Raw genomic sequence first — 20,022 nt, forward strand, 5'->3', positions numbered from 1 at the left:
GTAGAGAAAAAGAGTAATCAGGAAATGCGGAGCCGGCTAGCGCCCGCCTGTCAGTACTGCAGCAGCACCGAACCCCAGGTGAAGCCGCCGCCGACGCCCTCCAGCAGCAGCTTCTGGCCGCGCTGGATCTGGCCGTCACGCACGCCCGCGTCGAGCGCAAGCGGGATGGAGGCAGCCGAAGTGTTGCCGTGCTCGTGCACGGTCTGGATGACCTTCTCGGGCGACAGGCGCAGCTTGCGCGCCGTGCTCAGCATGATGCGGATGTTGGCCTGGTGCGGCACCAGCCAGTCGATGTCTTCCTTCTGCAGGCCGGCTTTTTCCAGCGCAGCGGCGGCGGTTTTTTCGAGCAGGCCCACGGCGAGCTTGAACACGGCCTGGCCGTCCATCTGCAGCAGCGGGTTGCCGCTGATCTCGCCCCCACTGACATGGCCGGGCACGTGCAGGATTTCGCGGTGGCTGCCGTCGGCATGCAAATCGCACGCCAGAATGCCGGGTTCGTCGCTGGCTTCCAGCACCACGGCGCCGGCGCCATCGCCGAACAGCACGCAGGTGGTGCGGTCATTGAAATCGAGGATGCGGGAGAAGATCTCGGAGCCGATCACCAGCGCCTTGCGCGCGGCGCCGCTGCGGATCATGCTGTCGGCCACCGTCAGCGCATAGATGAAGCCGGTGCACACGGCCTGCACGTCGAACGCCGGGCAGCCTGCGATGCCGAGCTTGTGCTGCACGATGCTGGCCGTGGAGGGAAACACCATGTCAGGTGTGGAGGTGGCCACGATGATCAGGTCGATCTCGCTGGCCGCGCAAGCTGCGGATTCGAGCGCCTGACGTGCGGCATGCACGGCCAGATCGCTGCTGAACACCCCCTCGTCGGCGAAGTGGCGCGCCTGGATGCCGGTGCGCTCGACGATCCATTGGTCGGAGGTTTCCACGCCCCGCTGCGCCAGTTGCTCGACCAGTTGCTGGTTGGTAACACGGCGCGGCGGCAGGTAGCTGCCGGTTCCGGTGATGCGGGAATACTGGGGCATGGACGGACTCTTCTTGGGGTGACCGGGCAGCGCCGGGCGGCGTCATGCCCCTGTCACAGGTTTAGTGTTAGCCATATATTTTAACCGCTATGCTCCATGGCCGCGCAGCTGGGGGCCATGAAGGCAGTATCAGGCAGCAGGCGCGGGAGCCGGCATCACGCAGGCCTGGATGCGCTGCTCGACACGGGCCAGCAGCTGGTGGCGTGCTGCCTCGTAGGCGCTTTCGAGCGCGTAGCCGAAGGCCAGCGCATCGGCAGAGCCGTGACTCTTGAACACCAGGCCGCGCAGGCCCAGCAGCGCGGCGCCGTTGTAGCGGCGGTGATCCAGGCGCTTCTTGAGCGCGGACAGCACCGGGTAGGACAGCACGGCCGCCACCTTGGAGAACACGCCGCGCGAGAACTCTTCCTTGAGGAAAGATGCGATCATGGACGCCAGGCCTTCACTGGCCTTGAGCGCCACGTTGCCGACGAAGCCATCACACACCACGATATCCGTGGTGCCCTTGAAGATGTCGTTGCCTTCGACGTTACCGTAGAAGTTGATTTCCCCACGCCCGCCTGCCGCCGACAGCAACTCGGCGGCTTTCTTGATAGTTTCGCTGCCCTTGATGGCCTCTTCGCCGATATTGAGCAGACCCACCGACGGACGCGGATCGTTCTTGAGCACGGACACCAGAGCCGAACCCATGATGGCAAACTGCAGCAGGTGCTCGGGCGTGCAATCCACATTGGCGCCCAGATCGAGCACGGTGGTGGCCGCACCCTTGGCGTTGGGCATTTGCGTGGCGATGGCGGGACGGTCGATGCCTTCGATGGTCTTGAGCACATAGCGCGCAATCGCCATCAGGGCACCGGTGTTGCCGGCCGACACGGCCGCCTGCGCCTGGCCTTCCTTGACCTGGGCGATGGCGACACGCATGGATGAATCCTTCTTCTTGCGCAGCGCGACTTCCACCGGATCCTCCATGGAGACGACTTCGGAGGCGGGCACGATACGCACACGCTCGGCGGCCATGCCTGCCGACTCCTTGAGGCGGGCCCAGCCGGCGCTGACCGCCTCGGGCTGGCCGACCAGCAGCAGGTTGACATCGGCATGCCGTTGCAGAAAACGGGCACAGGCCGGCAGCGTGGTGCTCAGGCCATGGTCGCCCCCCATGCAATCCACCGCCAGCGTCACTGGCGCAGAAGGTTCGCTCATTGAATGCGTCCTGGTATTGACGGATCAGGGAATGCCAGCCAAAACAAAAAGCCCGAGGCTACGAGAGCGTCGGGCCCGACTGGCAGCACGGGTGATCAGGCTTCAGACTTGTTCTTCAGCACCTGACGGCCACGGTAGAAACCGTTGGGGCTGATGTGGTGACGCAGGTGCTGCTCACCAGTGGTGGGCTCGACGACCACGTTCGGGGCAGTCAGTGCGTTGTGCGAACGGTGCATGCCGCGCTTGGAAGGAGATTTCTTGTTTTGCTGAACGGCCATGATCCGCTCCTCTAAAAAAGTTGATGGGTTCCGGGGCTTTGCCTGCAGCCACAGGACCCGGAAAATACCTTCCGGCTCCCCGTCATGCCCGTGGGCCTGGGGACTGTGCCGCCTGCTGATGATTGCCGCAAAGGCCAAATGCCTAAGCAGTAAAGCATGGAATTATAACCAGTTTTCATCCACGCTTGCAAGGAAGATGCGGCAAAAAATCCACCACATTGCCTGTCGCGTGGCGCGAACCCCCATTATGCGGTCTTATTCGCCGTTCTGCTTCTTGAGAGCCTTGAGGGCGGCGAAGGGGTTGGGCTTTTCCTCTTCCCCGGCGTCGAAATCGGGCGTCTGCACCTGCATCGTGGGTGCACTCGGGCAAACCTCGTGGCGCGGCGCCACGGGCAGATCCATCAGCAGTTCGTCCTCGATCAGCGCCTGCAGGTCGAAATCCTTGCGCCAGACCAGCACGTCATCTTCCAGCTCCTCGTCCAGTTGCTCGGCCGTGGCCTCGTCACGTACGAAGCGGAACGCGCGCTCGAACTGCAGCGGCTGCTGCATCGGTTCCAGGCAGCGCTGGCACTGCATGGCGAGGCGGGTTTCGGCCTGCAGGTCGAGCCAGATTTCGGGCGCACCGCCAGTCACCGCCTCGCTGCGGCCCTGCGCCTGCCAGCGTACCGTCGCGGCGCTGGCGTCGCCAAGGTCCTCTCGCGACAGGCGCGCGTAGTGCGACAATGGATCCTCGCCAGACAGGCTCGCGCCTGCCTCGGCAAAAGCCACGATGTCCAGGTGACGTGCATTGAAAGGCTGCGCCGCGCGCTTGCCGCCAGATTTGATGTCGTTTGCCATACCCCCGAGTGTAAGAGAATCCATGTCTTTCTCCTCCCCCGCTGCCGCCCCGCGCCAGCTCATTCTCGCTTCCACCTCCCCCTACCGCCGCGAACTGCTGCAGCGCCTGCGCCTGCCGTTCGATGTGGTGGCGCCCGAGACCGACGAGACACCGCATGTCGACGAACATCCGCGCAGCGTGGCACGACGCCTGGCGCTGGCCAAGGCCCAGGCAGTGGCCACACAGCATCCCGAAGCCGTGGTCATCGGCTCGGACCAGGTGGCCGATCTGCATGGCCGCCCGCTGGGCAAGCCGGTCACGCACGAACGCGCCGTGGCCCAGCTGCGCATGATGCGCGGCCAGACCGTGGTATTCCATACCGCGGTGGCGGTGGTGTGCCAGGCCAGCGGTTTCGAGTCGGTGGATGTGGCGCAGGTCAGCGTCACCTTCCGCGACAGCGACACCGGCATGAGCGATGCCGATATCGAGGCCTATCTGCTGGCCGAGAAGCCCTATGACTGTGCCGGCAGCGCCAAGAGCGAGGCGCTGGGCATCGCCCTGCTGGCACGCCTGCAGAGCGATGACCCGACCGCGCTGGTGGGTCTGCCGCTGATCAGGACAGTCAGCCTGCTGCGCGCTGCGGGGGTGCCGATCCTGGCGGGAGCGGCAGCATGAGCGGCACGCTCTATCTGGTGCCGGCACCGCTGGATTTCGGCTGCGAACCGCCGCTGCCGCCCGTCACCGATGTGCTGCCCCAGGCCACGCTCGAACAGATGGCGCGGCTGCGCTACTGGATCACCGAGAACGCCAAGACCACGCGCGCACTGCTCAAGCGGGTGAATGCCGTGGTACCGCTGGCCGCGCCGCTGCAGGAGTTGCAGATCGCCACCCTGCCGCGCGAAGTGCACAAGAAAGGCGACCACGTACCGGCACAGCAGGCCGGCGCGGAACAGGCCAAGGCAGTACGGGCCCTGCTGCAACCGGCGCTGGACGGTCACGATCTGGCTCTGGCCAGCGAAGCGGGGATTCCGGCCGTGGCCGACCCGGGCTCTTCCGTGGTGCGCGCGGCCCATGCTGCCGGCATCCGCGTGGTGCCGCTGGTGGGACCCAGCTCGCTGCTGCTGGCTCTGGCTGCCAGCGGCCTGAATGGGCAGAGTTTCGCCTTTTTCGGCTATTTGCCGCAGGAGCTGCCGGAAAGGGCAAAACGCCTGCAGACGCTTGAATCTCTGGCCATGCGCAGCGGCCAGACACAGATATGGATTGAAACCCCCTATCGCAATCAGGCGGTATTTGATCACGCTTTGCAGTGCCTGAAACCAGAAACCCGTCTGTGCATTGCCCATGGCCTGACATTGCCGCAGATGCAGATTCGCCAAGCCAGCGTGGCGCAATGGCGCAAGAATCCCCTGCAGCTGCCTCCGAGGTTGCCGGCGGTATTCGCGCTGGGCCTCTGATTAATACGCGCGTAGCAACCCGGGCACCTGATCACGCTGAAGGGAATATCCCGCTGCGAAAAGCCGGGACAATAAAAAAGCACCTGCTGGCAGGTGCTTTTTTGTATGCACGACAAGGGTTTTTACCCTGGCGTGAGTCGGATTTACTTGATCAGGAAATCCTCGCGGTTCTTATCCTGAATCCAGCGCGGCGGCTTGCCGCGGCCAGTCCAGGTTTCACCGGTTTCGTTGTTGCGGTATTTCGGGGCGACCTTGCTGCCGGTGGAGGCGGCACGTGCGCCACGACGGGCGCCGAACAGATCCTGCTCGGTCAACTCGTATTCAGCGATCAGGCGGCGGCAGGTAGCCACAGCCTCGGCCGTTTGTTCCTGGCGAGCCTGGCGGATGCGGGCTTCGAGTTCTTCACGCTGTTTCAGCAGTTCTTGCAGGGAATTCATCGGCACTCCTGTTCGTGTTGGTTTGAATATGCAATAACGGCATTATAGGACTGAAAATGCACTGAGGAATAATAACCGCAATCCCTGCTTAAGCCAATGCTGCCGGCGATTTGCGTGCAATCACCTTGTCGATGCGTTTGCCGTCGAGATCCACCACCTCGAAGTCCCAGCCGGTACAGAAGATGCGGTCGGTTTCCTCGGGCAATGCACCGGTAACGTACATCAACAGTCCGGCCAGGGTGTTGTAATGGTCTTTATCCTCGTCAGGCAGTTCGTCGATTTCAAGGCGGGCCTTGAGTTCGGCAACGGGAATCATGCCGTCGAGCAGCCAGGCGCCATCGTCCATGACTTGCGCCCAGGCTTCTTCGTGGGCATCCACTTTCAATTCGCCGGTAATGGCTTCAAGCAGGTCGCGCGGCGTCATGATGCCCTGGATTTCGCCATATTCATCCACCACAAATACCATGCGGCCAACATGGGTACGGAACTGTTCGAGCAATTCCATGCCGCTCAGGGTTTCCGGCACGAAAGTCGCCGGCATGGCGATCGATTCCAGCGTCTGGCTGGCATCGTCATTCTCGGCCAACATGATGCGGCCCACGTTCACCACGCCAATCACGTTATCCAGCGTTTCTCGGCAGACCGGATACCAGGAGTGGATATGGTGCTCGGCCGCCTGCTCCATGGAGCCGCGCAGCATCTGCAGGGCCTGGGACACGGTGGTCTGGGATTCGAACCAGTCGATCTCGTTGCGCGGCACCATGATGGAAGACAGCACGCGGTCATCCAGCAGGAACACGTTCTGCACCATCTGGTGCTCCTGCTCCTCGATCAGTCCGGCGTCCACGCCCTCCTCCAGGCTGGCGGCGATTTCTTCCTCGGTTACCTTGCGCGAGCCGCTGGTATCGATCGGCAGCATTTTCAGCACAGCGGTGGTGGAGGCCGACAGCAGCAGCACGAAGGGCTTGGTCAGGCGCGCCAGGCGGGCCATGGGGCGGGAAATCCAGCGCGCCACCAGTTCGGGATAGAGCTGGCCGATGCGCTTGGGCACCAGTTCGCCAAAGATGATGGTGGTGAAGGTGATGATGGTCACCACGATGGCCGTCGCCGTGATGCCTGCCGGGCCCTCCGGCATACCCATGTTCTGCAGCGCGCTGGCCACGATGGGACTGAATGCGGATTCCCCCACGATGCCGTTGAGCACGCCGATGGAGGTGATGCCGATCTGCACCGTGGAGAGGAAATGCGTGGGATTGTCGATCAGCCCCAGCGCGGCGGTGGCGCCGTGATCGCCCGAGGCGCTCATGGCGTCCAGTCTGGCCTTGCGGCTGGAGGCAATGGCCATTTCCGACATGGCGAACACCCCGTTGAGCAGGGTCAGGAAAATGATGAGTAAAAGGTCCATGGAGTCAAGGGATAATGCAGCGCATTATGGCAATGTACTGCATCGGGGATATTCAGGGCTGTGACGCCGCACTGGGAGATTTGCTGGACAAGCTGGCTTTCTCGCCCAGCCGGGACACGCTGTACGTACTGGGCGATCTCGTGAACCGCGGGCCCGAATCGGCCAGTGTACTGCGGCGCCTAATGGCAATGGATGGCAGCGCCTTCTGCCTGCTGGGCAATCATGATATCCATCTGCTGGCGGTGTCGCAGGGCATCCGGCAGATGGGACGCCGGGATACGCTGACCGAACTGCTGACTGCCTCCGACGCGTCTCTGTTGCTGGACTGGCTGCGCCGGCAGCCGCTGGCGCTGTATGCCAACCGCTGTCTGATGGTACATGCGGGTGTGCAGCCACAATGGGATGTGGCGCAGACGCTGGAATGCGCGGCGGAGGTGGCCGAACACCTGCGCAGCCGCCAGTGGACGGGTTTCCTGTCCGAGGCCTTTGGCAACCAGCCGGCACTGTGGCGCGAGAGCCTGCACGGCATGGCGCGTTGGCGCCTGATCATCAACACGCTGACGCGCATCCGTTTCCTGCATGTGGACGGGAGCTTGGATTTTTCGCACAAGCGCAGCATCGAGGAGGCGCCGGATGATCTGGTGCCCTGGTTTGCGCATCCCTTGCGCCGCACCGCCGATACGCTGGTGGCATTCGGGCACTGGTCGGCCCTGGGCCTGATCAAGCGGAACAACCTGCTCGCGCTGGACACGGGCTGCGTCTGGGGCGAAGAACTGACAGCCGTGGAGATCACGCCGGAAGGCACGCCGGGCGAGGTAATCCAGGTTACCAGCGCCACCAGCGCCGAATACTGAGCAGATTCAGTTGCCCGCCGTGCTGCCGTTGTTTTCGGAGGCTGCCGGACGGAACAGCGCGGCCACGGTGCGCTTGGGACGGATATTGGCGCTGAGGCCCGGGCGCGTGGCAACGCGGCGCGGCGCCTGCTCCCAGGACGGGGCTTCGTCGCGCTGCTGCGCCTCGTAGGGCTTGTCGAAGAAGGGATCGGCCATGCGCGGGGCACGACGATAACGGTCGCCCGTCGGTTCGCGCGAGCTGCCGGCATCGCCACGGTCGCGCTCGTGGCGCACACGGTTGCCCTCCTCGCGGCGCGGCGGCGGACGGCGGTCCGGACGGCCGCCACGGCTGTCGAGCGCGATGCTTTCGGGCTTGATGGTCTGGCGCGTGAGCTTCTCGATCTCGCCCACCAGCTTGCCGTCGCCATTGCCGACCAGGCTGATGGCCAGGCCATCGGCGCCGGCACGACCGGTGCGGCCGATGCGGTGCACGTAGTCTTCGGCGTTGAAGGGGATGTCGTAGTTGAAAACCGCGGGCACGTCCTTGATGTCGAGGCCGCGGGCCGCAACGTCGGTGCAGATCAGGAAATCGACCTCGCCGGCCTTGAAGGCGTCGAGCGACTTCAGGCGCTCGTCCTGGCTCTTGTCGCCATGCAGCGCAGCCGTCTTGAGGCCTTCGCGCTCCAGGTGACGCGCCAGGCGGGCGCAGCCGAGCTTGCTGTTGGTGAACACGAAGGCCTGGCGCAGCTGGTTCTCGCGGATCAGTTGCTGCAGCGCGGCGCGCTTGTCGTCGTCGTCCACGCGCACGAAGCGCTGCGTGACGGTAGCCGCCGTGGCGTTGGAACGCGCCACCTCGATGGTGACAGGGTTCTGCAGATAGCTGCCGGCCAGGCGCTTGATCTCGGGCGAGAAGGTGGCCGAAAACAGCAGCGTGGTGCGCTGCTTGGGCAGGTAGGCCAGGATGCGTTCCAGATCGGGGAGGAAGCCGATGTCGAGCATGCGGTCAGCTTCGTCCAGCACCACGTACTCGACCTGGTTGAGCACGCAGTTGCGTGCTTCGATGTGGTCCAGCAGGCGGCCGGGGGTGGCCACCAGCACTTCGACGCCGGCCTTGAGTTGGGCCGTCTGCGGCTTCATGTCGATGCCGCCAAACACTACGGCGCTGCGCAGCTGGGTGTACTTGGCATATTGCTTGATCTGCTGTGCGACCTGGTCTGCCAGTTCACGCGTGGGCAGCAACACCAGCGCACGCACCGGGTGGCGCGCGGGAGACACGGAGGTAGTCTGGTGCTTGAGCAGGCGCTGCAGCAGAGGCAGGGAGAACGCCGCCGTCTTGCCCGTACCCGTCTGCGCCGCGCCCATCACGTCCTGTCCGGCAAGGACAACGGGAATGGACTGGGCCTGGATCGGGGTCGTGTTCACATAGCCCATTTCGGCGACGGCGCGTTGCAGCGGCTCGGCCAAAGGTAGTTGGGCATAGGTTACGTTGGCTGTTTCTGTCATGCAGCAGAAGTCTCTTTACTGAGCGAGGGCAAATGCCCAAAAGCCAAGGCAGCAGAGCCACCTTGGCGGAAAAACACATTATCCGGCTGTTGCGCAGGCGAGACAAAGTCGCCTGCGAAGCACCTGTTACAGGTTGCTGGCGTTAAAGGTATCGCAAGCCTTGACGGAGCCGGTTTGCAGGCCCGTATTGAACCAGCGCACGCGCTGCGCGCTGGAACCGTGGGTGAAACTGTCTGGTACGGCATAACCCTGGCTGCGCTTTTGCAGTGCATCATCGCCGATTTTCGCCGCGGCGTCCATCGCGCGTTCGATATCGCCCTGCTCCAGAATATGGCGCGCACGGTCGGCATGGTTGGCCCAGACGCCTGCCAGACAGTCGGCCTGCAGTTCCACGCGCACGCTCAGCGCGTTCATCTGGCGTTCGCTCACGCGGCCGCGCATGGAGTCGACCTTGTCGGTGATGCCCATCAGGTTCTGCACGTGGTGGCCCACCTCGTGCGCGATCACGTAGGCCTCGGCAAACTCGCCGCTGGCGCCCAGGTCACGCTTGAGGGTGTTGAAAAAATCCAGATCCAGGTAGACCTTCTGGTCACCCGGGCAGTAGAACGGGCCCATGGCCGCCTGGCCGGTACCGCAGGCGGTGGCGGTGCGGCCGCTGTACAGCACCAGCTTGGGCTTTACGTAGCTGGCGCCGCTCTGGCGGAACAGGTCGGTCCAGACGTCTTCGGTATCGGCCAGCACGGTGGAGACGAAGGCGGCAACCGGATCCTCCTTCGGCGGAGCCGGTGCGGGTGCGCTCTGGGTGACCGGAGCAGAACCGCCCATGCCGGAAAGCACGTTGATGATGGTGAGCGGATTCACCCCGAAGATCATGCTGCCGACCAGCGCCAGCACAATGGTGCCAATGCCGATGCTGCGCCCGCCCAGCATGCCGCCGAAGCCGCCCCCGCCCTGGCCGCGGCGGTCTTCCACGTTATCGGACTGTCGATTGCCTTCCCATTTCATTGTGATATTTCCTTTACAGTCTGGACAGCCATTGCGACTCCGCTCTCCCTGCGGGTCGGGTCTCATGCACAACGATTATGCGCCAGAGTCCCTGGCGGCGTACGGCTCTTTCTGTAGGAAAGATGCCAAACTTCCGTTACCGTGACACGGGTCTCGCCGGCCGCCCGGCCAGTTCCGTTTTACAACAGCTCAGCCCATGAACAATACCGAACTCGCACTCCCCTACCCCGCCCTCGCCGACGAAATTGCCGTCCTGCTGGCCGATGCCAGCGTGAGCGTGCCGCCGCGCATCGTGGCGCCGCTGCATGGGGGCGGTTCGCTGTTCGTGATGCCGGGATCGGATACGCGCGTGGCCATGACCAAGGTGATCAGCTTCACGCCGGCCAATGTCGGTACGGCGCGGCCCACCATCCAGGGCGATGTGCTGGTGCTGGATGTGGCAACGGGCGAACGCCGGCTGATGCTGGACGGCCCCACCGTGACGGCACGACGCACGGCAGCCGTCTCGCTGCTGGCAGCGCAGCGCCTGGCACCCAATCCCGACGGGCCGGTGCTGATCGTGGGAGCGGGTGTGCAGGGCAAGGCGCATCTGGATGCGTTTGCCGCGGGACTGGGCAGCCGCCGCTTCCGCATCGCGTCGCGCTCCGCCGCCAGCGCGCAGGCCCTTGCCTCGCATGCGCACCTGCATGGACTGGAAGCAGAAGTGGTGACGGACCCGAACGCCGCGCTCGACGAGTGCCCGCTGGTGGTGACCTGCACGCCGGCGAGTCAGGCAGTGCTGCACGCCACGCCGCGCAAGGATGTGTTTGTTGCCGCCGTGGGTGCCTTCACGCCGGCGATGGTGGAACTCAGCCCGGGGTTCTGCCAGCATTTTGCCGCGCACGGACGCATCGTGGTGGATACGCCCGAGGCAGAGCACGAGGCGGGCGATCTGCTGCAGGCCGGGCTGGAGGTGGCCGGCATGCCGACGCTGACCGATGTGGTGTGCCGCGGCAGTGCCACACAGAAGGATCTGCCGGTGCTGTTCAAGAGCTGCGGCTGGGCCGGATGGGATCTGGCCGCGGCGCGGCTGGCCATGCGCGTGGCCGCGTCCGCGCAGTAAGACTGCTGCGGCCCGGGATCAGGTTTTGGGCAGCGTGACGCCAACCTGGCCCTGGTATTTGCCGCCGCGGTCCTTGTAGCTGGTTTCGCAGACTTCGTCGCTTTCGAAGAACAGCACCTGCGCACAGCCCTCGCCCGCGTAGATCTTGGCAGGCAGCGGCGTGGTGTTGCTGAATTCGAGCGTCACGTAGCCTTCCCACTCGGGCTCGAACGGCGTGACGTTGACGATGATGCCGCAGCGGGCATAGGTGCTCTTGCCCAGGCACACCGTCAGCACGTTGCGCGGAATGCGGAAATACTCGACCGTGCGCGCCAGCGCGAAGCTGTTGGGCGGAATGATGCAGACATCGCTGTGGATGTCGACAAAGCTCTTCTCGTCGAAGTTCTTGGGGTCGACCACCGTGCTGTGGATGTTGGTGAACACCTTGAACTCGGGGGCGCAGCGGATGTCGTAGCCGTAGCTGCTGGTGCCGTAGCTGACGATCTTGTGCCCCTCGGGCGAAAAACGGACCTGGTTCGGTTCGAATGGCTCGATCATGCCGTGCTGTTCGGCCATGCGGCGAATCCACTTGTCGCTCTTGATACTCATGCTGTGCCCCGGAAAGTGCTGCCAGTTGTCATGGGCGTGATTCTACGCGGGCGGACGGGCTTGCCACTGGCTGGCCTGCAAGGAAGCCGCCCGGCGGGATGGCAGACGCAAAAAAACCGGCTCACAGGGAGCCGGTCTGCTTGCAGGATCAGGCTGTCAGAACGACAGAATCCACTTCGCCAGTGTGCGGGCATCGGCCTCGCTCACGTTGGGGTTGGGCGGCATGGGCACGGCGCCGAAGCTGCCGGAGCCGCCTTCGCGGATTTTCTGCACCAGGGCGGCCTCGGCCGACTTGCCCTTGTAGCGGGCGGCAATGTCCTTGTAGGACGGGCCGACCACGCGCTTGTCGACGGTGTGGCAGCTCAGGCAGTTCTTGGAGCGTGCCAGCGCCTCGGACGCCTGGGCGCCCTGAACCACGCCGAACAGCAGGCCCGCTGCGACAGCGATGCTGGAGATGGTGGTGAGTTTCATGGAAGCTCCTTTGCTGGATATCTTGCAGGCCTTTGCGGTCTGCCTGTGCGTTTGGATCGGGCCCTGCGCAGAAAAGTTCCGCAGGGGATGCCGCCTTTTGCACCGCATCTTAGCGGTTTGCCGCCCCCGTGCGCGAGTGGCAAACACGCATTTGCGCAAGGTTACAGCATGGTGTCGCAGCTGCGAGACAGCGCCCGCTTACTTGCCCAGCGGCGGCGCCTGCACGCCCTGTGCCAGCCAGTTCATGGACAGCACCTGGGCATCGCTCAGCGTCTGGCCGGCGGGTACGCGCAGCTTGCCCTCGCGATCGGTGATGGGGCCGGCGAACGGCTGCAGCTTGCCAACGGCCAGCTCCTGCTGGCGGCGCAGCACTTCCTGCTGTACGGCAGCAGGCACCTTGCGGCCGAAATCGCCCACGCGGATCGCGCCCTGGCGCACGCCGTTCCAGACGTTCTGGCTCTTCCAGCTGCCCTGCTGCAGGGCCTTGATGCGCGAGACCTCGTAGTCGCCCCACAGGTGCGAGATGGACAGCAACTGATGGTCGGGCGCGTAGCGGCGCATGTCGGAGTGGTAGCCGATGACCCAGCGGCCGCGCTGCTGCGCCGCCACCGGCACGGCAGTGGAGCCGGTATGGAAAGCCAGCACGTCGGCGCCCTGGTCCATCAACAGCGTGGCAGCTTCGCGCTCGCGCGAGGGGTTGAACCATTCGTTGAGCCAGATCACGCGCACCTGGGCTTTCGGATTGACCGAGCGCATGCCCTGCGTGAAGGCATTGATGCCCTGCAGCACCTCGGGAATCGGGAAGCCGACCACGTAGCCGGCCAGGTTCGACTTGGTGACGCGGCCGGCGGCGATGCCGGCGAGATAGCGGCCCTCGTAGTAGCGGGCATTGGCCGTGGCGATGTTGGGCGCCTGGCGGTAGCCGGTCAGCACCTCGAACTTCACCTGCGGAAATTCGCGCGCCACTTTCATGGCCGGTTCCATGTAGCCGAAGCTGGTGGTGAAGATGATCTGGTTGCCCTGGCGCGCCAGATCGCGCAGCACGCGCTCGGCATCCGGGCCTTCGGCCACGCTGGCGACATGGGTGGTGCGCACGCTGTTGCCCAGCGCGCGTTCCACCTGCAGGCGGGCATCGTCATGCTGGCGTGTCCAGCCGGCATCGGTCACGGGAGTGACGTACATCCAGGCAGCACGAACAGGGGTGGAGGGAGAAGACCCGGAGGTCTGGGCGGAGACGCCGGGTACGGCGGACATGGCCAAAGCGGCCAGCAGTGTGGCCGCGAGGTTTTTATACATGGTGTTCCTCTACATGGCTCCGGAAAAGAAAAACTCTGCCGGCTGGAGCAAGGCCGTTGCAGAGGGCGGGATTTTACTGCCGTGGCGGATGCTGGAGGAGCACAAACATGCATGCGTGCGCTACAGACCACAAAAATGCCTGCTCGGAGCAGGCATTTGAAAAACACGGCCAGGCTTTACTTGGCACCCGGCACCTGGCCTTCGATGCCCTTCACGTAGAAGTTGATGCCGCGCAGGAACTTGTCATCGGCGACCTGGTCCTTGGCCAGCAGTTCCTTGCCGGACTGATCCAGCACAGGGCCTTTCCAGATGTGGAAGCTGCCGTCCCTCAGGCCGGCGCGCACTTCGTCCAGCTTGGCCTTGGCATCGGCAGGCACATCGGCGGCCAGCGAGACCAGGTCGATGGCACCTTCCTTCACGCCCCACCAGGATTCACCGCTCTGCCATTTGCCATCCAGCACGTCGCGCACGGTCTTGATGTAGTACGGGCCCCAGTTGATCACGGCCGAGCCCAGGTGCGCCTTGGGACCGTATTGCGTCATGTCGGAATCCCAGCCGAAGCCGCGCTTGCCCATTTTTTCGGCAGTCTGCAGCACGGCGGACGAGTCGGTGTTCTGCATCAGGATGTCGGCGCCGCCGTTGATCAGGGCTGTGGCCGCCTCGGTTTCCTTTGGCGGATTGAACCATTCGTTCACCCAGACGACCTTGGTGGTGATGGCCGGGTTGACGCTCTGCGCGCCCAGCGTGAAGCTGTTGATGTTGCGCAGCACTTCGGGGATCGGCACCGAAGCGACGACGCCAAGCACGTTGCTCTGGGTCATCTTGCCGGCGATCACGCCAGCCATGTAGGCGCCTTCGTAAGTGCGGCTGTCGTAGGTGGAGAGGTTGGCAGCGGTCTTGTAGCCGGTGGCGTGCTCGAACCTGGCATCCGGGAAGTCGCGCGCGACCTTGACCATGGACTCCATGTAGCCGAAGGTGGTGCCGAAAATCAGCTGATTGCCTTGCGACGCCATGTCGCGCAGCACGCGCTCGGCGTCAGAGGATTCGGGCACTTTCTCGACGAAGCTGGTCTGCACCTTGTCGCCGAATTCCTTCTCGACGGCCTTGCGGGCATTGTCGTGCGCGAAGGTCCAGCCGCCATCGCCCACCGGGCCAATGTAGGCAAAGGCAATCTTCAGCGGGCCCTTGCCGGCCGTTGCCGGGGCGGACGCGCTGGCGGCCGGTGCCGCGGAGGCGCCGGTGGCCGGTGCGTCCTTCTGGCCACAGGCGGCCAGGGTGAAGGCAGCCGCGGTGAACGCAGCGGCGCGCAGTGCGGTGCGCTTGGAAAAATCGATCATGAGCGAGGCTCCGTAGTGGGTGATTCTGGGGCGGCCGCCCCTGCGGTGCGGCCTTCAGCCGCCCGGATGGAACGGCTTGCCGAGTGCTGCCGGCATATTAATGCGAATCCATGTCGGATTGCGCGAGATCAGCGCCAGCACGACGATGGTGGCGACATAGGGCAACATGGTGAGCAGCTGGCTGGGCATGTCCACGCCCTGGCTCTGCAGCCAGAACTGCAGCATGGTAACGCCGCCAAACAGCCAGGCGCCCAGCAGCACGCGCAGCGGACGCCAGGTGGCGAAGGTGGTGAGCGCCAGCGCGATCCAGCCCTTGCCGGCGACCATGCCTTCCACCCACAGCGGCGTGTAGACGACCGACAGGAATGCCCCGGCCAGCCCACACAGCATGCCGCCGGCGACGATGGCAGCCAGGCGGATGCGGCGCACCGGATAGCCCAGTGCGTGCGCCGATTCGGGCGCCTCGCCCACGCTGCGCACCACCAGACCGGTGCGCGTGCGGTAGAAAAACCACAGCAGGCCGAACGCCAGCGCCACCGACAGATACACCACCGGATGCTGGCGGAACAGCGCGGTGCCGATCCAGGGCAGATCGGACAGCAGCGGCACGGCATGCTGGGCGCGCGCCGGCAGGCTGGCCTGCACGTAGCCGGTGCCGGCAAAGGCCGAGAAGCCGGCGCCGAACAGCGACAGCGCCAGTCCGGTAGCAAACTGGTTGGTATTGAGCCAGATCACCAGATAGCCCAGCGCAGCGGCGAGCAGGCCGCCGGCAATCATGCCGGCGGCAAAGCCGACCCAGTCGTTGCCGGTATGCACCACGGTGGCAAAGCCCGCCAGCGCGGCGCACAGCATCATGCCTTCGGCACCGAGGTTGACCACCCCGGCCTTTTCATTGATCAGCAGACCGAGCGAAGCCAGTGCCAGCACGGTGCCGGCGCTGAGCATGGAAGCGACGAGCAGTGCGGACTGTTCCATCACGCCCCTCCTTTCGCGGCAGCCTGCGGGCGCAGCCACTGCAGGCGGTAGTGGATCCAGGTATCGCAGGCCAGCAGCGTGAACAGCAGCAGCCCCTGGAACACGCCGGTGATGGACTTGGGCAGCCCCAGGCGCGACTGCGCCAATTCTCCGCCGATATAGAACATGCTCATGAGGATGGCCGACAGCACCATGCCGAAGGGATGCAGACGCCCGACAAAGGCGACAATGATGGCGGCAAAACCGTAACCCGCCGGCACGTGCGGCGTCAGCTGGCCGAGCGGCCCGGCCACTTCCAGGGCACCGGCCAGGCCGGCGGCACCGCCGGAAATCAGCAGTGCCGTCCACAGCGCGCGACGCGAGGAAAATCCGGCAAAGCGTGCGGCAGCCGGAGCCAGTCCGCCGACCTGCTGGGCAAAGCCGGAAATGGTGCGGAACAGGAAAATCCACAGCAGCCCGGCGCCCAGCAGCGCAATCAGCAGGCCCGCCGACACGCGCGAGCCTTCCATCAGGAGCGGAATCGCAGTCACGGCCTCGAACATGCGCGTCTGCGGGAAGTTGTAGCCCATGGGATCCTTCCAAGGGCCATAGACGAGATAGCCCAGCACCTGCTCGGCCACGTAGACCAGCATCAGGCTGACCAGGATTTCGTTGGCATGGAAGCGGTCGCGCAACAGCGCCACGATGCCGGCCCAGGCCATGCCGCCCAGCACGCCGGCCGCCAGCACGGCCAGCACGATCCAGCGGCCGGTCTGCGCATCGGCCATCAGCGCCACGCCACCGGCCGTGACGGCACCGAGAATGAACTGCCCTTCCGCCCCGATGTTCCAGACGTTGGAGCGGAAGCACACCGCCAGGCCCAGTGCGATGATCAGCAGCGGCGTGGCCTTGACCATCAGCTCGCCGATGGCATAGGCGTTCTTGAGCGGCTCGACAAAGAACACATTCAGGCCCTGCACCGGATCCTTGCCCAGCAGGATGAACAGCAGCACGCCGATCAGCACCGTCAGGGCCAGCGCCAGCACGGGCGAAGCGTAGCTCCAGAAACGCGAGGGCCGCGCGCGCGGCACGAGTTGCAAGGCCTTCATGCTGGCACCTCCATCGCTGCGGCAAGCGGAGACACGTCCCACAGGCCGCTCATCCAGGCACCCAGCTGCTCCACCGTGGCCTCGCTGGCCGGAATCGACGGCGACAGCCGTCCGCGCGCCAGCACCAGCAGGCGATCACTCAATGCAAACAATTCGTCCAGTTCCTCACTCACGACCAGAACCGCGCAGCCAGCGTCGCGCAAGGCCAGGATCTCGGCATGGATCTGCGCCTGCGCGCCCACGTCCATGCCCCAGGTCGGCTGCGACAGGATCAGCAGCTGCGGCCCGCCGTCGATCTCGCGTCCCACGATGTATTTCTGCAGATTGCCGCCGGACAATGCCCGCGCAGGCACATCCACGCCGGCCGCCTTGACGCCGAAGCGCTCGATGATGCCCTGTGCCTGCGCACGCAGCCGGCCCATGCGGATCCAGCCGCCCGGTGCCACCGCCTCGCGCCGCGTCAGCAGCAGGTTGTGTGCCAACCCGAGCATGGGCACGGCGCCGCGTCCGAGGCGCTCTTCCGGCACCACATGCATGCCGGCAGCGCGGCGACGGCGCGGGCCCCACTGGCTCACGTCCTGTCCGTGCAGGCGCACCATGCCGGGAGCGGCACGCCGGTCCTCGCCATCGAGCGCCGCCAGCAGTTCATGCTGGCCGTTGCCCGACACGCCGGCAATGCCCACCACCTCACCCGCACGCACTTCGAAGGAGATACCCTGCAGCTCGGTACCGAACTGGTGGCTGCTCGGCAGGCTCAGGCCATAGACCTCCAGCACCTGCCCGCCCGGCGTGCTGGGGCGTTTGCGCAGCGCCGGCGGCTCGGCCCCGATCATCATGCGGCTGAGGGAGGCGTTGCTCTCCAGCTGCGGATTGCATTCGCCGCTGACACGGCCGCCGCGCAGCACCGTGCAGGCCGTGCACAGGGAGCGGATTTCGTGCAGCTTGTGGCTGATGTAGAGAATGCTGCAGCCTTCGGACGCCAGCCGCCGCAGCACCTCGAACAGACCCTGCACTGCCTGCGGCGTCAGCACCGAGGTGGGCTCGTCCAGGATCAGCAGGCGCGGGTTGGTCAGCAAGGCACGGATGATCTCGACGCGCTGGCGTTCGCCCACGCCCAGTGTGTGCACGGCGCGATCGGGATCGATCGGCAGGCCGTAGGTCGCGGCCTTCTCGCGGATCATGGCGCTGACCTGCGCCAGGCTGTGGCTGCGGTCCAGGCCGAGCCAGACGTTTTCGGCGACGGTAAGGGTGTCGAACAGGCTGAAATGCTGAAACACCATGGCGATGCCCAGCGCGCGCGCCTGTTGCGGCGTTTCCACACGCACCGGCTGACCATCGATGGCGATGCTGCCTTCGTCGGCCTGCACGGCACCGTAGATGATCTTCATCAGCGTGGATTTTCCAGCGCCGTTTTCGCCGAGTACGGCATGGATTTCGCCCGGCTGTACCGTGAGGGAGACGGACTCGTTGGCAGTGACGCCGGGATAGCGCTTGGTGATGTCGGTAAGCTGCAGTCGGGGTGCGGGCATGGGTTGCGCGGACGGGCTGGGCTCCCTGCCTTGCAGGCAGGGTTGCTGAAAAGTGCCTATTGTCGGTGCAAACGCACGCTTTGTGACAGATCGTGTCGCAGTTTTCGGCACTGCATGCCCGCACCGCAAGTGCTGCCATCGGCCCCGGCTGGCATCCTGCAGCGCACAATAGGGCATCTTTGGCAAGAACCTGCAAACACCGTGGCTACTGTCCCCATTCTTGAACCGGGCCGCACCGCGCTGGCCCCCACCTTCGAACAACCACTGCACATGCTGCAGGCCTGCCATGAGCGCGTTTTGCGCATGTGCACACTGCTGGAACGGCTGCAGGCCCACGCGGCAACCCATGGCGCCGACGAGCAGGCGCGCCAGGCTGCGCGCGACATCCTGCGCTACTTCGACATCGCCGGACCGCACCATCACGAAGACGAAGAGCGCCACCTGTTTCCGCGCATGCTGGCCAGCGGCGATGCCCGCCAGGTGGAGCTGGCCGACACCTTGCACCAGCAGCATCTGGCGATGGCGGAGCTGTGGCAGAAGCTGCGCGCGGAGCTGGAGCTGCTGGAAGGTGGCGATGCAGCCCCCTTGCTGGGCAGTGCCGTGGCAGCGCCCTTCCTCGAGGCCTACCGCGCGCACATTGCCTGCGAGGAAGACGATGCCTATCCGCGCGTGTTCGCCGATGTGCCCGAGGAGCAGCAGCGCGCCTGGGGTGAAGAGATGGCGCAGCGACGCATCAGCCAGCCCAGACTCGCCTGAGATTTTCCGCCGCACGAGCATCCTCGGCGATGCCTTGATCGAGATGTGCCGGGCATGGGCTCAGGCCCGGCATGTTTCATTGTGCAACCGCGCATGCCGTGCTGTGCATGCGGACTACCATGCAGGAATCGACCGTCCAGCAAAATGACATCGATGCCGTCTTGCTGCCTGCCTCTTCTCCAGAAAGGTCCGCCATGCCGCTGCCAAGTGACATCCCTGCAACTCCTGATGCATCCGCACCCCCCCGCCGCATGCTGTTGCGCCTGGCCGCTGCAGCCGGCGCGCTGGGAACGGCCATTCTGGCGGGCTGCGGTTTCGGTGGCCGTCCGGCGGCACGCAGCGCGGCCGACATGGCCTTTCGCCGCCAGTCGGCGCGCCACCTGTACGGCCGCTATGCCAATCGCATCTACCGCGGCATGCTGCCACCCATGCTGTATGCCGTAGGCACGCTGGAGGTGAACCTGGCGGCCAATGGCCAGGTACGCTCGGTGCGCTGGATGCGCGGGCCGACCCATGTTCCGGAAGTGATGCGCGAAATCGAAACCATGGTGCGCGCCGCCTCGCCCTTTCCTCCTCCGGGCAGCGGCGGCGGACGCTATGTGGACACCTGGCTGTGGGATCGCAGCGGGCGTTTCCAGCTGGATTCGCTGACCGAGGGCCAGTTGCGCGCCTGAGCTGCGAACCCACCCCGCCGTCTGGCAAACGGAATCCCGCAGTACAATGACAGGTTCGGAAGCGTGGGAGAGTGGTTTAATCCAGCGGTCTTGAAATTTGTTGTAGGTAGGTACTAGGAAGCTTGGCAGAGTGGTCGATTGCACCGGTCTTGAAAACCGGCATACCGCAAGGTATCCAGGGTTCGAATCCCTGAGCTTCCGCCAGTTAATACAATCAGTTAGCGTATTTAAGCGCGGCGATAAGTAAGT

At 64.9% G+C, this 20,022-nt stretch carries 22 protein-coding genes and 1 tRNA gene; 8 read left to right on the forward strand and 15 right to left on the reverse strand.

Annotated features, from left to right (window positions below):
- Window positions 1-50: 50 nt before the first annotated feature.
- The 4 genes from KKQ75_RS06055 to KKQ75_RS06070 form a co-directional block, all read right to left on the reverse strand.
- Window positions 51-1,028, reverse strand: coding sequence for a beta-ketoacyl-ACP synthase III (locus tag KKQ75_RS06055; protein WP_213361003.1), 978 nt, complete (start codon window positions 1,026-1,028; stop codon window positions 51-53).
- Window positions 1,029-1,157: 129 nt separating this feature from the next.
- Window positions 1,158-2,225 carry a phosphate acyltransferase PlsX gene (gene plsX / locus KKQ75_RS06060; protein WP_213361005.1) on the reverse strand — a complete coding sequence of 356 codons (1,068 nt, stop codon included), beginning with the start codon at window positions 2,223-2,225 and terminating at the stop codon, window positions 1,158-1,160.
- 95 nt (window positions 2,226-2,320) lie between these two features.
- Entirely contained in the window at window positions 2,321-2,503 is a 183-nt protein-coding gene (rpmF, locus tag KKQ75_RS06065) for a 50S ribosomal protein L32 (RefSeq protein WP_213361006.1), read from the reverse strand.
- Between the two features lie 255 nt (window positions 2,504-2,758).
- Window positions 2,759-3,364 carry a YceD family protein gene (locus KKQ75_RS06070; protein WP_250131016.1) on the reverse strand — a complete coding sequence of 202 codons (606 nt, stop codon included), beginning with the start codon at window positions 3,362-3,364 and terminating at the stop codon, window positions 2,759-2,761.
- Here KKQ75_RS06070 and KKQ75_RS06075 point away from each other — a divergent pair.
- Together KKQ75_RS06075 and KKQ75_RS06080 are read left to right on the forward strand one after the other, a co-directional pair.
- Window positions 3,363-3,995: a Maf family nucleotide pyrophosphatase gene (locus tag KKQ75_RS06075; protein ID WP_250131017.1), complete on the forward strand. Its 633-nt coding sequence runs from the start codon at window positions 3,363-3,365 to the stop codon at window positions 3,993-3,995. The genes KKQ75_RS06070 and KKQ75_RS06075 overlap by 2 nt on opposite strands.
- Window positions 3,992-4,774, forward strand: a complete 783-nt coding sequence (locus KKQ75_RS06080; RefSeq protein ID WP_213361009.1) for an SAM-dependent methyltransferase — start codon at window positions 3,992-3,994, stop codon at window positions 4,772-4,774. The genes KKQ75_RS06075 and KKQ75_RS06080 overlap by 4 nt, the downstream gene beginning before the upstream one ends.
- A 143-nt stretch (window positions 4,775-4,917) precedes the next feature.
- Here the strand turns inward: KKQ75_RS06080 and KKQ75_RS06085 are convergent, their stop codons facing one another.
- Together KKQ75_RS06085 and KKQ75_RS06090 are read right to left on the reverse strand one after the other, a co-directional pair.
- On the reverse strand, window positions 4,918-5,211 hold the full coding sequence (locus tag KKQ75_RS06085) for an H-NS family nucleoid-associated regulatory protein (protein ID WP_213361010.1): 294 nt from the start codon (window positions 5,209-5,211) through the stop codon (window positions 4,918-4,920).
- Between the two features lie 88 nt (window positions 5,212-5,299).
- The gene (locus KKQ75_RS06090) at window positions 5,300-6,616 is read right to left on the reverse strand and encodes a hemolysin family protein (RefSeq protein WP_213361011.1); all 1,317 of its coding nucleotides are present in this window, start codon (window positions 6,614-6,616) and stop codon (window positions 5,300-5,302) included.
- A 26-nt stretch (window positions 6,617-6,642) separates the two neighbouring features.
- Here KKQ75_RS06090 and KKQ75_RS06095 point away from each other — a divergent pair, with 26 nt between their 5' ends.
- On the forward strand, window positions 6,643-7,470 hold the full coding sequence (locus tag KKQ75_RS06095; protein WP_213361012.1) for a symmetrical bis(5'-nucleosyl)-tetraphosphatase: 828 nt from the start codon (window positions 6,643-6,645) through the stop codon (window positions 7,468-7,470).
- Window positions 7,471-7,476: 6 nt separating this feature from the next.
- Here KKQ75_RS06095 and KKQ75_RS06100 read toward each other — a convergent pair whose 3' ends face one another.
- Together KKQ75_RS06100 and ypfJ are read right to left on the reverse strand one after the other, a co-directional pair.
- On the reverse strand, window positions 7,477-8,952 hold the full coding sequence (locus KKQ75_RS06100; RefSeq protein ID WP_213361013.1) for a DEAD/DEAH box helicase: 1,476 nt from the start codon (window positions 8,950-8,952) through the stop codon (window positions 7,477-7,479).
- A 126-nt stretch (window positions 8,953-9,078) separates the two neighbouring features.
- Entirely contained in the window at window positions 9,079-9,957 is an 879-nt protein-coding gene (ypfJ, locus tag KKQ75_RS06105) for a KPN_02809 family neutral zinc metallopeptidase (RefSeq protein ID WP_213361014.1), read from the reverse strand.
- Window positions 9,958-10,153: 196 nt separating this feature from the next.
- Between ypfJ and KKQ75_RS06110 the strand changes: the two genes are divergently transcribed.
- A complete protein-coding gene (locus KKQ75_RS06110) occupies window positions 10,154-11,059 on the forward strand; it encodes a delta(1)-pyrroline-2-carboxylate reductase family protein (RefSeq protein WP_213361015.1) in 906 nt (301 codons plus the stop codon).
- Between the two features lie 18 nt (window positions 11,060-11,077).
- Here the strand turns inward: KKQ75_RS06110 and dcd are convergent, their stop codons facing one another.
- The 3 genes from dcd to KKQ75_RS06125 all read right to left on the reverse strand — a co-directional run bounded on the left by dcd (window position 11,078) and on the right by KKQ75_RS06125 (window position 13,414).
- The gene (dcd, locus tag KKQ75_RS06115) at window positions 11,078-11,647 is read right to left on the reverse strand and encodes a dCTP deaminase (RefSeq protein WP_213361016.1); all 570 of its coding nucleotides are present in this window, start codon (window positions 11,645-11,647) and stop codon (window positions 11,078-11,080) included.
- A gap of 156 nt (window positions 11,648-11,803) precedes the next feature.
- Window positions 11,804-12,118, reverse strand: a complete 315-nt coding sequence (locus tag KKQ75_RS06120) for a c-type cytochrome (RefSeq protein WP_213361017.1) — start codon at window positions 12,116-12,118, stop codon at window positions 11,804-11,806.
- A 198-nt stretch (window positions 12,119-12,316) separates the two neighbouring features.
- Entirely contained in the window at window positions 12,317-13,414 is a 1,098-nt protein-coding gene (locus tag KKQ75_RS06125; protein WP_213361018.1) for a BMP family ABC transporter substrate-binding protein, read from the reverse strand.
- On the opposite strand from KKQ75_RS06125, the gene KKQ75_RS06130 reads away from it, so the two are divergent.
- The gene (locus KKQ75_RS06130) at window positions 13,413-13,574 is read left to right on the forward strand and encodes a hypothetical protein (protein ID WP_213361019.1); all 162 of its coding nucleotides are present in this window, start codon (window positions 13,413-13,415) and stop codon (window positions 13,572-13,574) included. The two genes, KKQ75_RS06125 and KKQ75_RS06130, sit on opposite strands and share 2 nt — an antisense overlap.
- A gap of 16 nt (window positions 13,575-13,590) precedes the next feature.
- Here the strand turns inward: KKQ75_RS06130 and KKQ75_RS06135 are convergent, their stop codons facing one another.
- Genes KKQ75_RS06135 through KKQ75_RS06150 form a run of 4 tightly spaced genes read right to left on the reverse strand, consistent with a single transcriptional unit; the run spans window position 13,591 to window position 18,343 of the window.
- Entirely contained in the window at window positions 13,591-14,751 is a 1,161-nt protein-coding gene (locus KKQ75_RS06135; protein WP_213361021.1) for a BMP family ABC transporter substrate-binding protein, read from the reverse strand.
- Window positions 14,752-14,805: 54 nt separating this feature from the next.
- On the reverse strand, window positions 14,806-15,726 hold the full coding sequence (locus tag KKQ75_RS06140; RefSeq protein ID WP_213361023.1) for an ABC transporter permease: 921 nt from the start codon (window positions 15,724-15,726) through the stop codon (window positions 14,806-14,808).
- A complete protein-coding gene (locus KKQ75_RS06145; RefSeq protein WP_213361024.1) occupies window positions 15,726-16,814 on the reverse strand; it encodes an ABC transporter permease in 1,089 nt (362 codons plus the stop codon). Before KKQ75_RS06145 ends, KKQ75_RS06140 begins: the two co-directional genes overlap by 1 nt.
- Window positions 16,811-18,343: an ABC transporter ATP-binding protein gene (locus KKQ75_RS06150; protein WP_213361025.1), complete on the reverse strand. Its 1,533-nt coding sequence runs from the start codon at window positions 18,341-18,343 to the stop codon at window positions 16,811-16,813. Before KKQ75_RS06150 ends, KKQ75_RS06145 begins: the two co-directional genes overlap by 4 nt.
- Window positions 18,344-18,544: 201 nt before the next feature.
- On the opposite strand from KKQ75_RS06150, the gene KKQ75_RS06155 reads away from it, so the two are divergent.
- The 3 genes from KKQ75_RS06155 (at window position 18,545) to KKQ75_RS06165 (ending at window position 19,977) form a co-directional block, all read left to right on the forward strand.
- Window positions 18,545-19,099, forward strand: a complete 555-nt coding sequence (locus KKQ75_RS06155; protein ID WP_250131018.1) for a hemerythrin domain-containing protein — start codon at window positions 18,545-18,547, stop codon at window positions 19,097-19,099.
- Between the two features lie 194 nt (window positions 19,100-19,293).
- Window positions 19,294-19,773, forward strand: coding sequence for a hypothetical protein (locus KKQ75_RS06160; RefSeq protein WP_250131019.1), 480 nt, complete (start codon window positions 19,294-19,296; stop codon window positions 19,771-19,773).
- 116 nt (window positions 19,774-19,889) lie between these two features.
- A tRNA-Ser gene (locus tag KKQ75_RS06165) sits at window positions 19,890-19,977 on the forward strand.
- Window positions 19,978-20,022 lie beyond the last annotated feature (45 nt).

Source organism: Brachymonas denitrificans, from assembly GCF_907163135.1.
Lineage (GTDB): Bacteria > Pseudomonadota > Gammaproteobacteria > Burkholderiales > Burkholderiaceae_C > Brachymonas > Brachymonas denitrificans_A.